This window comes from Endozoicomonas sp. NE40 (assembly GCF_040549045.1).
Classification (GTDB): Bacteria; Pseudomonadota; Gammaproteobacteria; order Pseudomonadales; family Endozoicomonadaceae; genus Endozoicomonas_A; species Endozoicomonas_A lisbonensis.
Map to the genome: position 1 here is coordinate 2391711 of NZ_JBEWTB010000002.1, position 15248 is coordinate 2406958.

General features: G+C 48.9%; 12 protein-coding genes. 5 read left to right on the top strand and 7 right to left on the bottom strand.

What is annotated here, in order from left to right; all coding sequences use genetic code 11:
• Positions 1–46 precede the first annotated feature (46 nt).
• Positions 47–883 carry a class I SAM-dependent methyltransferase gene (locus V5J35_RS11895; protein ID WP_354007339.1) on the bottom strand — a complete coding sequence of 279 codons (837 nt, stop codon included), beginning with the start codon at positions 881–883 and terminating at the stop codon, positions 47–49.
• Between the two features lie 217 nt (positions 884–1100).
• Entirely contained in the window at positions 1101–2975 is a 1875-nt protein-coding gene (gene mnmG, locus V5J35_RS11900) for a tRNA uridine-5-carboxymethylaminomethyl(34) synthesis enzyme MnmG (RefSeq protein ID WP_354011286.1), read from the bottom strand.
• A gap of 862 nt (positions 2976–3837) precedes the next feature.
• Here mnmG and V5J35_RS11905 point away from each other — a divergent pair.
• From V5J35_RS11905 to V5J35_RS11920, 4 genes are all read left to right on the top strand, one after another.
• Positions 3838–4845: a Fe(3+) ABC transporter substrate-binding protein gene (locus tag V5J35_RS11905; RefSeq protein ID WP_354007340.1), complete on the top strand. Its 1008-nt coding sequence runs from the start codon at positions 3838–3840 to the stop codon at positions 4843–4845.
• 67 nt (positions 4846–4912) lie between these two features.
• A complete protein-coding gene (locus V5J35_RS11910) occupies positions 4913–6544 on the top strand; it encodes an ABC transporter permease (protein WP_354007341.1) in 1632 nt (543 codons plus the stop codon).
• Positions 6541–7599 (top strand): ABC transporter ATP-binding protein, encoded by a 1059-nt coding sequence (locus V5J35_RS11915; RefSeq protein ID WP_354007342.1) that lies wholly within the window; start codon positions 6541–6543, stop codon positions 7597–7599. The genes V5J35_RS11910 and V5J35_RS11915 overlap by 4 nt, the downstream gene beginning before the upstream one ends.
• Before the next feature lie 80 nt (positions 7600–7679).
• Positions 7680–8330, top strand: coding sequence for a MarC family protein (locus tag V5J35_RS11920; RefSeq protein WP_354007343.1), 651 nt, complete (start codon positions 7680–7682; stop codon positions 8328–8330).
• A gap of 18 nt (positions 8331–8348) precedes the next feature.
• Here the strand turns inward: V5J35_RS11920 and mnmE are convergent, their stop codons facing one another.
• From mnmE to rpmH, 5 genes are all read right to left on the bottom strand, one after another.
• Positions 8349–9725: a tRNA uridine-5-carboxymethylaminomethyl(34) synthesis GTPase MnmE gene (gene mnmE / locus V5J35_RS11925; protein WP_354007344.1), complete on the bottom strand. Its 1377-nt coding sequence runs from the start codon at positions 9723–9725 to the stop codon at positions 8349–8351.
• A gap of 144 nt (positions 9726–9869) precedes the next feature.
• Positions 9870–11561 (bottom strand): membrane protein insertase YidC, encoded by a 1692-nt coding sequence (gene yidC / locus V5J35_RS11930; protein WP_354007345.1) that lies wholly within the window; start codon positions 11559–11561, stop codon positions 9870–9872.
• A complete protein-coding gene (yidD, locus tag V5J35_RS11935; RefSeq protein WP_354007346.1) occupies positions 11537–11878 on the bottom strand; it encodes a membrane protein insertion efficiency factor YidD in 342 nt (113 codons plus the stop codon). Before yidD ends, yidC begins: the two co-directional genes overlap by 25 nt.
• Before the next feature lie 159 nt (positions 11879–12037).
• Entirely contained in the window at positions 12038–12451 is a 414-nt protein-coding gene (gene rnpA / locus V5J35_RS11940) for a ribonuclease P protein component (protein ID WP_354007347.1), read from the bottom strand.
• Positions 12452–12472: 21 nt separating this feature from the next.
• On the bottom strand, positions 12473–12607 hold the full coding sequence (rpmH, locus tag V5J35_RS11945; protein WP_354007348.1) for a 50S ribosomal protein L34: 135 nt from the start codon (positions 12605–12607) through the stop codon (positions 12473–12475).
• A gap of 860 nt (positions 12608–13467) precedes the next feature.
• Here rpmH and dnaA point away from each other — a divergent pair.
• A complete protein-coding gene (gene dnaA, locus V5J35_RS11950; protein ID WP_354007349.1) occupies positions 13468–15192 on the top strand; it encodes a chromosomal replication initiator protein DnaA in 1725 nt (574 codons plus the stop codon).
• Positions 15193–15248: the final 56 nt, after the last annotated feature.

Below are 15248 nucleotides of genomic sequence, written 5' to 3' on the forward strand. Positions count from 1 at the left end.
TTTTATAAGATGTAGATGAAAGCATTTCTGAAAATAGTATTTGCAGTCAAGAAACAGGCTTTCTTCCAATAATCTGGACCACTCTGGTACGACCAGATTGAAAGTTTCTCACCAGATTCGACATCACCTCACTGAATCCTTCACCACGAAAAACTTTATGACTCTGCGGAAGCTCTTTCTCTTCCCTGAGTTTTTCCTGAGCTATTTCCAGCCACGCTAATGCTTCCTGGCTTTTGTCATCCCATGATAAAATCTTTAACCCGGAGTAAGTGATTGCTTGCTTTTGTTCTTCAGCACTGGCCAGAAAACTGATCTTTTCTGTTTCTGCCCAGGGAACAGGAAAGTCGATAGGCACACCGGTACCGGCAATAATGTCGTAACAGGCCAGCATCCCGTCCGGCTTCAGAACTCGCGCAAGCTCAGTAAAGAAACCCGTTTTGTTTCCAATGTTCATTGAAACGTGCTGAGTCCACACCACGTCAAAACTGTCGTCTTGAAAAGGAAGCTCAAGAACACTGCCCTGTTGATAACTGAGCCGGTCATCTAACCCGAAACGTCTGGCAAAGGATCTGGCAACATTACAAAACGTCCCTGACAAATCAATACCAGTGATATGACAACCGAACTCTGACGCGAGGTATCTTGATGGTCCGCCCAGGCCAGAACCTGCATCAAGAATTCTGGTTTCAGGCTGCAAGTTCAGAAGCTCAGCCATTTCCACTGTGGCTTCCCGCTTTCGCAGATGAAACTCGTCCAGACCTCCCAGATCTGTCCACACCAGATTGTTGAGATCTTTACCACTCTTCTGCAGTGCCTGAAGAATTTTCTCTTCAAGGTCAGTGGAACGACCACAATAGTGCTTTGCAACATCTTGCTCAATCATATTAATTACCCGTTAAATACCAGATAATATCTACAGTAAAGCCTTTAAAATAAGCTTTATTACATAAAAGCACTATTCTAGTTTAATTTAAATGGGTAACTGTTTTTTATTTTTGCTAATAAAAAACCCTTGAAAGCCAATGCTAACAAGGGTTTAAGCTTTTTTTACGACTTTTCAGTAGTTACCCAATTTGTCTAAGATTGGTTCAGCCAACTTTTCAGCTAACGACTGAGCGCTTTTTCAGATGAATAAGCAGCAGTGATACCGCTGCTGGTGTCATCCCCTGAATCCGGGAAGCCCGGCCCAGGGTTTCAGGCTGGTTATCTTTCAGCTTCTGTTTGATCTCATTGGAAAGGCCTTCAATGCCATCGTAATTCAGGCCAGAAGGGATCGCAGTGTTCTCATAACGGCGCAGACGCTCAATCTCCTCCGTCTGGCGATTGATATAGCCTTCGTATTTGGTAGCTATTTCAACCTGCTCCCTTACCTGTGGATTACTTTCAGATTCGCCTGACAGCTCCGCGACATCATCATAGGTCAGCTCAGGCCGACGCAGCAGCTCCTGCAGGTTGTATTCCCGGGTCAGAGGGTTGGACAGCGTGTCTTCAAGCTTTGTTGAAGCCTCGCTCTTTGGCTGGATATAGGTGGTACGCAGGCGTTCGCTTTCCTTTTCAATGCGCTCTTTTTTATCCACATAAGCCGTCCAGCGCTGATCATCCACAAGGCCCAGCTCACGGCCTTTTTCCGTCAGGCGCAGGTCTGCATTATCTTCACGCAGAATCAAACGGTACTCCGCACGGCTGGTAAACATACGGTACGGTTCGCTGGTACCGTTGGTAATCAGGTCGTCGACCAGTACGCCAATGTAAGCTTCGTCACGGCGAGGACACCAGCTCTCCTGATCTCTGGCACGCAAAGCAGCGTTCATACCCGCCAGCAGGCCCTGTGCTGCTGCTTCTTCATAACCCGTCGTACCATTGATCTGACCAGCAAAGAACAGACCGTCAATAGCTTTGGTTTCCAGAGAGTACTTCAGGTCACGAGGATCAAAGTAATCATATTCGATGGCATAACCCGGACGGGTAATATGCGCATTCTCCAGACCACGGATAGAGCGAATAAATTCTATCTGAACATCGAATGGCAAACTTGTGGATATACCATTTGGATACAGCTCATGTGTGGATAACCCTTCTGGCTCAAGAAATACCTGATGAGAATTCTTGTCAGCAAAGCGGGTGATCTTGTCCTCAATGGAAGGGCAGTAGCGAGGCCCTACACCCTCAATCACGCCGGTAAACATGGGTGAGCGGTCCAGACCTCCACGAATCAGGTCGTGGGTACGTTCATTGGTATGGGTAATAAAACAGGACACCTGCTGTGGATGTTGCTCCACAGAGCCCATATAAGACATGACAGGCGTAGGCGTATCACCAGGCTGCTCCTGCATCACCGAGAAGTCCACGCTGCGGGCATCAATACGTGCCGGAGTACCGGTTTTCAGACGTTCAACCCGCAGGTTCAGCTCACGCAGGCGATCCGCAAGAGCAATGGATGGAGGGTCGCCCGCACGGCCACCACTGTGATTTTCCAGACCAATATGGATGCGTCCCCCAAGGAAGGTACCAGCCGTAAGAACCACGTTATCTGCCAGGAAACGCACGCCCATATTGGTCACAACACCTGCAACCTTATCCTGATTCATCACCAGGTCATCTGCCTGTTGCTGAAATATCCACAGGTTTTCCTGATTTTCCAGAATGGTACGAATAGCCTGCCTGTACAAAGCGCGATCCGCCTGAGCGCGGGTAGCCCGTACAGCTGGTCCTTTACGGGCATTCAAAACCCTGAACTGGATACCGCCCAGATCGGTTGCCAGCGCCATGGCGCCACCCAGGGCATCCACTTCCTTCACCAGGTGGCTTTTGCCAATACCGCCAATCGCGGGATTACAGGACATCATGCCCAGAGTTTCGATGTTGTGGGTCAGCAGCAGGGTTTTAACACCCATACGTGCTGAAGCGAGCGCTGCCTCGGTACCGGCATGGCCGCCACCGATCACAATCACATCAAACTGAGTTGGAAAATCCACTGCCAAGGTCAGGTCACCTGCTTCATTAGTCTGGAAACTGGAAAAAACGGCTAAGTATACATCAGCCACTTTCCAACAACATGCTTCTGTCAACGGTTTACGTTGGAAAGAAAATCCGGTGCAAGAGCTTACTCACAAGCCTCTGTCGCTTTCAGTCGTAAAGCCCGAAGAAATCTGCGATAGCTATCCAGCTTTGAAAGTGTCAGGACCTAGGAGCCTGACCGAGAATAGACTGCCCTACTGCGGTCGTAGCAAATTGGTCTGAAAATGCGCTTTTGTTCGTTAAATAGCTCGCTATTCGCCTCACAAAATCGAATTTTCATCCTCAATTTTCTACGATCCTCGCTACGGGCGCTATTCTCGGTCAGGCTCCTAGTTGATAAGTAGTTGTTAAAAATTAAACAATTTAATTTTCCTATTGATGTTTTGTTATTTTTATTATTAATGGTGTGAGTATTTTTTGTGGATAACCCATTCAAACCCTTTACAGTCAATAGATTAGGAATTGAATAACCCTGTCAGTCTCTTGTGAGATTCCTGCTGTTAACCTGTTATTTTCCTGTAGGAAACAGTGCTTTTTATCCACATAGAGCAGCCTCGAACAAGTAAAAAATAATCCTGATAATGACTTCTATCCTGTGAATAGTTTTGTGATCAACCTCCAGATCAGTCCACAAACAACCTGGCAAGTCAGATAGAAAGCTTGCATCAACCGGGTAGGTATAAGTGCGCAGGCTATACCCAATAAGGCTCACATAAAGAGTGAACATTCGTACAAATTTGTCTGGTCAACGAAGCCGAACTATGTACAATACGCAAATGCAAATTATTCCTATTTAGAACGATTGAAAAAGTAACGGCAATGAAACTGACTAAATCTCTTCTGCTGACAGCCTGTATTGCTGCAACAGCTTCTGTATCTGCAGCCAATGAAGTTAATGTTTACTCTTATCGCCAACCTTTTCTGATAGAGCCTCTGTTTGAAGAGTTCTCCAGGGAAACCGGCATTCCTGTCAACGTGGTGTTTGCAGATAAAGGGCTGACTGAGCGCCTGCAGCGTGAAGGCCGCCTCAGTCCTGCAGACGTTGTTCTGACAACCGATATCAGTCGTCTTATGGAGCTGGTAGAAAAAGACCTGAGCCAGTCTGTGGATAGCGAAGCGCTGGATAATACGATTCCAGACCAGTTCCGTGATCCTGATGGTCAATGGTTTGCCCTGACTAAACGGGTTCGAAATATTTACACCACCCGACGGGAAGGTAAGCCGGAAAGTATTTCTTATGATGATCTGGCAGACCCGAAGTTCAAAGGTAAAATCTGTACCCGCAGCGGCAAGAATGCCTATAACGTCGGCCTGGTTGCTTCCTATGTTGCAAATTACGGCGAAGAAAGAACCAAAGAGTGGCTGGAAGGCTTCAAAACCAACCTGGCCCGTCGCCCACAGGGAAATGACCGGGCTCAGGTACGGGCAGTCAGCGAAGGCGTATGCGACCTGGCGCTGGGCAACAGCTACTACTACGGTGCCATGCTGAACGATGCAGAGCAGCGTGAATGGGCAGAATCAGTTCACATCAACTTCCCGAATCAGCAGGGCAAAGGTTCTCATGTAAACGTCAGTGGAATGGTACTCGCCAAACATGCACCTAACAAAGAGAGTGCGGTAAAATTGATGGAATTCCTGGCCAGTGACAAAGCTCAGGCAACATACGCTGAAGTTAACATGGAATACCCTGTTAACCCTGCGGTCCCTGTATCAGAGCTGGTTGCCTCCTGGGGTGAATTCAAAGCAGACGACCTGCCAATATCCAAGCTGGCCGAGAATTACTCAACCGCCCTGCGCCTGCTGGATGAAGTTCGATTCGATCTCTAACCAACCGGTGGCAACGCCCCTGAAACAGTGGCGTTGCCCCGAGCAACAAAGCAGTTAACTTTCATCTATGAAACACAGTCTTTCACTGTACTGGAAAGCCGGCAGCTGGTTGCTGGCTTTTCTGTTATTTACGCCCACCCTTTCGCTGGTGTATGAAGCCCTGGCTCCAACCGGTGAAATCTTCCAGCACCTTCGAAATACCGTACTGTCGACGTATATTTTAAACACCGTGCTTCTGATCTCCGGCGTGGGTCTTCTGGGGCTGGTACTGGCCCTTCCTGCGGCCTGGGTAATGGCATCCCATAATATTCCCGGCAAGAAGTATCTGCAGTGGCTACTGGTGCTGCCTCTGGCGATGCCTTCCTATGTCATTGCTTATATCTACACCGACCTGCTGGAATACGCTGGTCCGGTACAGCGAGCTCTGCGGGCCATCATGGGCTGGCAAAGCGCAGCAGACTACAGCTTTCCGGAAATTCGTTCGCTGGGAGGAGCCGTGGTTGTACTGGCACTGGTTCTCTACCCTTATGTTTACCTGCTGGCACGTACTGCATTCCTTGAGCAATCACAAAGCCAAGTACTGGCAAGCCGACTGCTTGGGTGTAACCCGGTACAGAGCTTTTTCAAAGTATCCATGCCAATGGCTCGCCCTGCCATCATTACCGGTCTGGCTTTGATGGGCATGGAAACTCTGGGCGACTTTGCCACGGTCAGCTATTTCGCCGTACCTACCCTGACCTCGGCGGTATACGACACCTGGCTGGGCTATGGCAGTCTGAATGCAGCGGCGAAAATATCTGCCATTATGCTGCTGGTTGTTACCGTTCTGATTTCTCTTGAGAAATACAGCCGTCGTCGTCAGCAGCTTTATCAGAAAGGCATTGGTCAGGATCACCGCGATCCTACCGACCTGAATGGCTGGAAGAAATACCTGGCAATGTTCTGGTGCTGGATGCTTGTCGTTCTGGGCTTCGCTCTACCCGCTGTTATTCTTCTGGATTATGTGGTGACTTATTTCGACGTCTCCTGGAGTCCAGAGCTTATTACCTATGGTGCGAACAGCCTGAAAGTATCCATTGCCGCTGCATTTTTCGCGACACTGGTCGCGTTGTTTCTGGGTCTTTATCAGCGTCTGCAGGCTTCACAGATGGCGCGCATGCCAGCCCGTCTGGTTTCCTCTGGATATGCTATGCCTGGCAACGTTCTGGCTATTGGTGTATTGATCCCTCTTACCCTGTCCGACCATGGCATCAACAACCTGATCATGTCTCTGGGTTATAACCCGGTAGGGCTGATTTTAAGCGGCTCTATCGTTGCCATCATTTTTGCCTACATGGTGCGCTTTTCGGCAGTGGCCGTCGGTAGCGTTGAATCCAGCCTTGGTCGTGTATCTCCGTCACTGGATATGGCCAGCCGGACACTGGGCTGCTCTCCGGGAGAAATGGTGAAGCGGGTTCATATACCGATGGTGCGCAAAGGCCTGCTCACAGGTTTTCTGCTGGTATTCATTGAAGCCATGAAAGAGCTTCCGGCAGCCCTGCTGCTCAGACCTTTTGGTTTTGAAACCCTTGCCACCTGGGTGTTTCAGTACGTTTCTGATGAAAAGCTGGAGCATGCAGCCCCGGCGGCACTCATTCTGGTTCTGGCCGGACTGTTGCCGTTGATTCTGTTGAACCGATCTCTGGAGAATCAGAAATGAACGCCCTGGATATTAACAGCCTGAGTTACAGCTACGAAAAAACCAATGTGCTGACAGACCTGAACCTGCAGATTGAAGCCGGTGAAATTGTCTGTCTGCTGGGGCGCAGTGGCTGTGGAAAAACCACGCTGCTGAAAGCCATCTCAGGACTCATTCAGCCAGATAACGGCTACATCGCCCTGCATGGAAACAAGGTCAGTTCCGCAGAAGGCATGTTTCCACCGGAACAACGTGGCATCGGTATGATTTTCCAGGACTATGCCCTGTTCCCTCACCTGACGGTAGCGGACAATATTGCCTTTGGCCTGAGAAACCTTAGCCAGTCAGACACGAGGAAGCGTGTTCTGGAAATGTTGGAACTGGTTAACCTGCACGGTCTGGATAAGCGTTATCCACACGAATTATCGGGCGGACAGCAACAACGTGTTGCCATTGCCAGAGCGCTGGCTAACCGCCCTAACCTGTTGCTACTGGATGAACCGTTCTCGAATATCGACAGTCAGGTTCGTCAACGCCTGATCAGGGAGATTCGAGATATTCTCAAGCAGCAGAAAGTCGCAGCACTGTTTGTTACCCACAGTCGGGAAGAAGGCTTTGCCTTTGCCGATTCTGTGGCCGTCATGCACGAAGGAAAAATTCTGCAACGGGGACGATCCTTTGATGTGTATAACCAGCCTTCCTGCCGCTTTGTTGCCGAGTTTATGGGTGCGGGTAACTTATTGCAGGGCAAAGTTATTAACAGCCACCAGATCACTACTCCGATAGGGGTTGTAGAGTCTTCCACAAAGGTTTGTACACAGCCAGGAACGGCTGTGGAATTATTTATTCGACCTCAGATGCTGACTGTGGAAAAGTGCCTGTGTAAAAACCCAAACGATCCTGCAACTATACGACATCAGCAGTTTATGGGGCGAAGCCTGCGTACCGAAGTGGTTCTGAAAGATAAACTGTTTGTTGTGGATAATACTGAGTTACTGCCAGAAAAAACGGCGGTGCATATCCATGTAAAAGACCATCAGCTGGTGCTGTTTAACCAGCAGGGTCAAGCCATTTAATACCCATTTATTAATCTACCAGCAAAATGCGTAAAGCCAGTTAAACTTGGCTTACGCATTTTTTTGTCAAAGGCATTTTTTTGTCAAAGACTATGGCAGATCATATTTCGTTCGGGATCACGGTGTTCGTTGGCTTTTTTGCAATAATGAACCCTATTGCCAATACACCGATTTTTATCAGTCTGACCGATGGCATGCGACCCAATGAAAAACGCTCCATCGCCTTTCGCTCTAACCTCATTGCTTTTCTTGTTGTGGCTGTCTTCTGTCTGCTGGGAAAAGCGATCTTTCAGATGTTCGGAATAACAATTCCGGCTTTTCGAATCACTGGCGGCATACTGGTATTTCTGATTGGCAAGGAAATGCTCACTGGCCGTACCTCGGAAGTACACACCCCCAGCCAGGAAGATAATGAGAAAAGCCTTGATGCCAAATTAAGTATTGCCATCATCCCACTGGCTACACCTATTCTGGGTGGTCCGGGTATTATTGCTTCCGCTATGAATTTTGTCAGCGACAAGGGCTTGCCGGAAGTCATTATCTGTCTGGTTGCATTAGCCCTGTTGAGTATCATTACTTATTTTTTCTTTCTTTCCGGCGAACGTTTTCTGAAGTTTATTGGCGAAAGTGCCATTAAAGTCATCAGTCGTATGATGGGGCTGATACTGGCCGTTATGGGGATACAGATGATTATTCTGGGGATATATGGAGCGATGCACCTTAATCTTTGATGCACCGCGCTCAATGGTTTATTTACCAATACAGAACGACGAGAAAATTCTCCCCAGCAGGTCATCACTGCTGAACTGCCCGGTAATTTCTCCCAGCGCTTTCTGGGCGTGTCGCAGGTCTTCCGCCAGAAGCTCGCCTGCGCCCATATACTCAAGCTGTAAACGACCATTGTCCAGAAATTCACCAGCACGGCGCAAGGCATCCAGATGACGACGACGGGCAGAGAAACCACCTTCCATAGCCCCTTCATAGCCCATACAGGCTTTTAAATGCTCTCTGAGCGCATCCAGTCCATGTTCTCCCATGGCGCATACCCTGACGACAGGAACGCCGTCAGCGTCTTCTATGCCCGCCTGCTCACCGGTCAGGTCTATTTTATTACGTATAACGGTTAATTTATCTTTCGACGGCAGGCGGTCAACAAAATCCGGCCAGATATCGTGAGGATTCATGGCATCCGTCCCGGTACCATCCACCATCAGCAATACACGATCAGCGTCTTCAATTTCCTGAAACGCACGTTCCACACCAATCTGTTCAACCTTGTCGTCAGTTTCACGCAGGCCGGCCGTATCAATAACATGCAATGGCATACCGTCGATGTGGATATGCTCACGCAATACATCGCGGGTGGTTCCGGCAATGTCAGTAACAATCGCCGTTTCACGTCCGGCCAGGGCATTCAGAAGACTGGATTTACCGGCATTGGGGCGACCGGCAATAACAACGGTCATCCCTTCCCGCTGGATAGCCCCCTGCCCGGCCTCACGAACCACCTCAGCCAGATCACCGATGATAAGGTTCAGGTCATTACTGACTTTGCCATCGGCCAGAAAGTCAATTTCCTCTTCCGGAAAGTCAATCGCCGCTTCCACATAGATCCGAAGCTGAATCAGCGACTCAACCAGAGTGTTAACCCGCCTGGAAAACGCCCCCTGCATGGAACGCAGGGCGGAACGGGCTGCCTGCTCTGAGCTTGAATCAATCAGGTCAGCAATGGCTTCTGCCTGGGCAAGATCCATCTTGTCGTTCAGAAAAGCCCGTTCCGAGAACTCTCCCGGATTGGCCTGTCTGACACCCAGGTCAAGAATACGGCGCAACAGAATATCCAGAATAACAGGCCCGCCATGCCCCTGAAGCTCCAGAACGTCTTCACCGGTAAAGGAGTTCGGGTTCGGGAAAAACAGGGCAATCCCCTGGTCCAGCACTTCATCATTCTGATCATGGAACGGACCATAATGGGCAAAACGGGGCTTAGGCTCGACCTTCAGAACCTCACGTGCCACTTTCAGGGCATCAGGCCCGGAAACCCTGATTATGCCCACTCCGCCGCGTCCCGGTGCGGTAGCCTGTGCAGCAATGGTGTCGTTGTGGATAGAGCTGAGATCGGACATGTATCGGTTACGTCGTAAGTAAAAAATGAAGCGTAGTTTAGCGGCTGTAGTCTAATTGATCATCAGGCTTAACAGCCATGAATAAAAAAACGACCCGGGAGCAAAGCCGCCGGGTCGTTTTTTTGAAGCGCTGGAAAAAGAACGTTAAGTACTTTCTTTCTCAATCTTCTTGGTAATGATGAACTGCTGGATAATCGACAGCGTGTTGTTGGTTACCCAATACAGTACCAGACCAGCCGGGAACCACAGGAAGAACACGGTAAAGATAACAGGCATCAGCTTCATCACTTTCGCCTGAACAGGGTCTGGCGGAGTTGGGTTCAGCAGCTGCTGAGCGAACATTGAACCACCCATGATCAGCGGCAGGATGAAGTATGGGTCCATCTGGGACAGGTCATGAATCCAGCCCAGCCATGGCGCCTGACGCAGCTCAACAGATTCCTGCAGTACCCAGTACAGGGCAATAAACACAGGCATCTGAACAAGAATTGGCAGACAGCCACCCATTGGGTTGACCTTCTCCTTCTTGTACAGCTCCATCATCTCCTGGGACAGCTTCTGACGATCTTCGCCGTGCTTCTCTTTCAGCTCTGCCATCTTCGGTCCCAGTTTGCGCATTTTCGCCATGGAACGGAAGCTGGTAGCGTTCAGCGGATAGAAGATCGCTTTTACACACACTGTCAGCAGGATAATGGACCAGCCCCAGTTACCCACGATGGACTGAATGAACTTCAGCAGGGTAAACAGAGGTTGAGCCAGGAACCACAACCAGCCAAAGTCCATGGTCAGCTGCAGACCATCGGCCAGTTCTTTCAGACGAGCCTGATCCTTTGGACCTGCATACAGGTCAGCACCTACGGTAACAGTCTGACCCGGCTGAACAGCGACGTTATCGATAAAACCGACAAAGTGGTACTGCTGGTCATGGGACAGGTTAGTGTAGTAGGTATGGCGCTGAGTCTGATCCGGCACCCACGCGGTGACGAAGTACAGCTGCAGCATAGCCGCATAGCCACCTTCGACATTCTGCTCAAAGCGGGACTTGCTGAAGTCCTTGAAGGGCAGTTTCACGTAAGGCTTGTCCACAGAACGCACCGCAGCACCATTGTAGGTGTTCATCGGTGCGCTGGAGTTGACGGTGCTTGGATCTTCAGAACCATCGCGTTTCAGCTGTGCATAAAAGCGATCCTGCCATACGGTATCACCTGTGTTCTCAATGATATAATCCATGCGGATATCATAAGAGTCACGGACAAACGTATAACGCTTGGTCAGGTTCAGCTCGTCGGTGGAACGGGTCAGGTCAACAACAACAGTGTCCTTCCCATCATCCAGGGTGAAGCTGTGTTGCTTGACGTTGTACAGTGGACGCTGGTTGTTAGCCTGTGGGCCATCAGCTCGCATCAGTGCGCTCTGTGCAGTGTATTCACAGGTCACGCTGCCGCTGACGCAGTCTGATTTCTGTACCAACAGTTCGAAGGGAGGAACCTCCTCATCTTCTTCCGGTAGCCAGGCAGGGTATTTAGGCAGGCTCAGACCGATAATATCGCCACCGGCGGGATCAATCTGAACATTAAGGGTATTTGTCTTTACGCTGACAAGTTGAGCGGATGGCGATGTATTACTATTACCGTCAATGGTAACCGTACCTGCGCTATCGGAGGAGAGTGTCGGCATGTCTGAACCGCTTTGTGCGATAGAGACATTGGACATGCTTGTTATTGCTTCTTCCCCGGTTGGTCGGGCTGGTTGATTGTAATCTTCGTTCCATTGTTGGAGTGTCAGTACACCAACAACAGCTACGGCGCCTATCAGGAGTGTTCTTTGCAGATCCATGATGTCCGAGCCACAGATTCTGGTTGATGGGAATGATTGTCTGATTCTGTCCGATTGAGCCTGTCTGAGGGTTCCGGCACCGGATCGAAGCCTCCCGGATGCCAGGGATGGCAACGCAGCAGTCTTAAAATAGTGAGTTTGCTGCCTTTCAGAAAACCATGGCTATCGAGTGCTTCCTGAGCATAAGCGGAACAGGTTGGATAAAATCGACAGCGCCCTGCCATAAGAGGGCTTATGCAATAGCGATAGACCTGGATCAGACCTTTGGCGAGTAGTCTCGGCAGATCTTTGATCGTACTTGTCACGCTGTTTTGCATGTCTTTTTACTCAATCTACCCTGGACTTCAGGAGACAGTAAGGCTTAGTTCCATAAGCTGTGCTTACCAATCAAGGCAAAAGCCTTCCCTGGTGACGCAAGCGACTGGAGGCAGTGTCTACCTCCCCAGTCACCCAGCTCTACAACGTCCACCAAATTGTTAAGTGGTTTTATCCACAGCTTTGGGCTGTCTGTCCTCAAGCTGCCTGGATTGTTCCCACTCACCCAGACGACGTGCCAGCTTGTGCCACTGTCTGGATAGCAGTTTGTTTATGTCGTAGTTTTCGAGCTCATCCAAGCCTCGGCGTGCCAGTACTACGATATCCAGATGACCCAGTTCGCCCTGCTTCAGACGAAATGTCTCACGGATATGTCGCTTGACACGATTTCGACCGGTGGCCTTACGGATATTCTTTTTGGCAATTACCAGACCCAGTCTGGAATGATCGTGATCGCTCACTCTCGCCAGAATCAGTAAGTGCCGACTGGATACCTTGATATCAGCCCGGTCAAATACCTGCTTAAAATCAGCTGCTGAGCACAACCGCTTATCGCGGCTAAAAGCGAAGCTCACCTGACAGTCTTACTGCTTAAATCAGGCGCTCAGACGCTTACGGCCTTTAGCACGACGACGGTTGATAACAGCACGACCGCTCTTGGTAGCCATACGAGCGCGGAAACCGTGGGAACGAGCACGCTTCAGGTTAGATGGTTGAAAAGTTCTTTTCATGATGACACTACTCTTGGTTAATCAATCTTCTCAGGAAGACGCTGTACACCCTTTATGGATATACAAAAAGACGGGCATTCTAAGGAATTGACTAATCTGCGTCAATTTGCATTTGTCAAGAGTTTGCCGCTGACCCCCATGTTGTTGCCCTTATATTGATTAGCACCAGTCTATAGAGCCCTGCTTTTGATACTGATGATAAAAATTCAACACCCACAAAATTTTCGTTTGTCCTTAATTAATTAACTTTTCCTTCTCTGTCAAAAAACGTAGTTGATTTTATTCACTCTACCTTCACTGACTAACAAATCTGAGCCAGTTTATAAATTAAAAAAATATATATTTTTCTTGTGTAGTGTTGTTTTGTTTTTATGATTGTTATTTAGCATGCCAGTTTCTGTGGATAAGCCGCCTTTTCTCAGTAATATCAAGGCCTAAGACCTGTGCATCAAGCTGTAGAAATCACGGTATTTAGCTGTTCCTTACCTGATGATGAGTTGTGAATAAACTGACCAGTTATACACAGACTAAGTTATGCAACTGGTTATACACAGCTCACTCCTATGGATTTACCCTGCTAGTAAACAGGTCTATCCACAGCAAAAAATAAAAAAATAATTTACATGAAAGACTGGCTTTTCTGTTGATAACTATATGAATTAAAAGCACAAAAAAAGTGGTGATCAGCTCTGCAATCATCCAGGGAAGGTGTGGATAACTTTTGGGCGAAAGGATACAATTGTTCGGAATACCCAGCCTTCCAGGAAGTTATTTAGCAGGCAGGGTGATAAGCTTCATCATCATCCGGTTTCGGGGTCATTACCCGGCTCGTTATCAGGATAGTTTTCAGGAGAGCGCCTGTGCCCCTTGAGCTCTGGCAAAAATGCATAGATCTTCTTCAGGATGAGCTGTCATCACAGCAGTTCAATACATGGATTCGTCCGCTAAAAGTAATGGGGGATGAGCATGACTTATGTCTGCTGGCTCCTAACCGCTTTGTATCAGACTGGGTGAAGGAGAAGTTTTTGCCGAGAGTTGAGGAAATTCTCGATGAGCTGACGGATGGGCAACCGCCGGCTGTTGCACTGGCAGTGTCAAACCGCCGGCCACAATCCCTGAGTCGTCGTTCCAGCAGCAGAACTTCTGCACATGCCAGCAGCACACCTTCATTTTCTTCACAGTTTGCACAGCGTTCTGTGGCTTCTGTGCAGGAACAGCCAGCCGCTTCCCCTAAGCCAGCCTTTCATAACCCGATTCAGGATTCGGTGAAAAGCTCTGCGACAGGTTCTGCTTCAAAAGAGCTACAGGAGCGAATCGTTACTGAAAAGCTGGTGGACAACCTGGAAGTGAACAGAGCGCCCGAGCCTCTGTTAATGCAGGAGTCTCTGGCTGTGGATGAAGTACAGGCCAAACCTGTTGTTAAACAGCAGCGTAAAGTTAATCCACTGAAAGGCACTCATAAAGACTCTCTTAAAGAGAGTGGGCTTGTAACGGAAGAGCCAGACCCTTCCCGGGAAATTGTCACGTCAACCCGTCAGGTTGAAGTGGAAGGTTCCATTAAGCATCATAGCTCTTTGAATGCCCAGTTCACCTTTGAAACGTTTGTTGAAGGTAAATCCAACCAGTTGGCACTGGCGGCTTCCCGGCAGGTGGCAGAAAACCCCGGAGCGGCCTATAACCCACTGTTTCTCTATGGTGGTGTTGGTCTGGGTAAGACTCACCTGATGCATGCAGTGGGTAATTCTCTGGTAAAGCACAATCCGAATGCCAGAGTGGTTTACCTGCATTCAGAACGGTTTGTGGCAGATATGGTAAAAGCGCTGCAGCTCAATGCGATCAACGACTTCAAGAGATACTACCGGTCTGTGGATGCTTTGCTGATTGATGATATCCAATTTTTTGCGGGTAAAGAACGGTCACAGGAAGAGTTTTTCCATACTTTCAACGCTTTACTGGAGGGTGGCCAGCAGATGATCCTGACCTGTGACCGCTATCCCAAAGAAATCAGTGGCGTTGAAGAACGTCTGAAATCTCGTTTTGGTTGGGGATTAACCGTAGCGGTTGAACCCCCTGAACTGGAAACCCGCGTTGCGATTCTGATGAAAAAAGCAGAACAGCATCGTGTCGATCTGCCCCATGAAGCGGCTTTCTTTATTGCACAGCGTATACGCTCTAATGTTCGGGAGCTGGAAGGAGCGCTCAAGCGTGTCATTGCCAGCGCACACTTTATGGGAAGGAAGATTGATATAGACCTGATCAGGGAGTCTCTGAAAGATCTTTTAGCCTTGCAGGACAAGCAGGTCTCTATAGATAATATCCAGAGAACAGTGGCAGAGTATTACAAAATCAAAGTTGCTGATATCTTATCCAAACGACGCAGTCGTTCTGTGGCAAGACCCCGACAGATTGCCATGGCGCTGTCCAAGGAATTAACCAGTCACAGTCTGCCGGAAATTGGCGATGCCTACGGTGGTCGAGATCATACTACGGTGCTACATGCTTGTCGCAAAGTAAAAGAGCTAACGGGTACAGATAGTGAGATTCGGGATGACTACAAGAACCTGTTGAGATCTTTGACCAGTTAATTATTCTGGTGAAATAGTTTCTGGTTTAATAGTTTCAACAGATTTTATTGAATTTG

What these genes read in the sequence shown, in the direction of transcription:
- rpmH (WP_354007348.1), bottom strand. Translation starts at nt 12,607, where the DNA reads ATGAAAAGAACTTTTCAACCATCTAACCTGAAGCGTGCTCGTTCCCAC.
- mnmE (WP_354007344.1), bottom strand. Translation starts at nt 9,725, where the DNA reads ATGTCCGATCTCAGCTCTATCCACAACGACACCATTGCTGCACAGGCT.
- yidC (WP_354007345.1), bottom strand. Translation starts at nt 11,561, where the DNA reads ATGGATCTGCAAAGAACACTCCTGATAGGCGCCGTAGCTGTTGTTGGT.
- V5J35_RS11910 (WP_354007341.1), top strand. Translation starts at nt 4,913, where the DNA reads ATGAAACACAGTCTTTCACTGTACTGGAAAGCCGGCAGCTGGTTGCTG.
- V5J35_RS11905 (WP_354007340.1), top strand. Translation starts at nt 3,838, where the DNA reads ATGAAACTGACTAAATCTCTTCTGCTGACAGCCTGTATTGCTGCAACA.
- V5J35_RS11895 (WP_354007339.1), bottom strand. Translation starts at nt 883, where the DNA reads ATGATTGAGCAAGATGTTGCAAAGCACTATTGTGGTCGTTCCACTGAC.
- yidD (WP_354007346.1), bottom strand. Translation starts at nt 11,878, where the DNA reads ATGCAAAACAGCGTGACAAGTACGATCAAAGATCTGCCGAGACTACTC.
- V5J35_RS11915 (WP_354007342.1), top strand. Translation starts at nt 6,541, where the DNA reads ATGAACGCCCTGGATATTAACAGCCTGAGTTACAGCTACGAAAAAACC.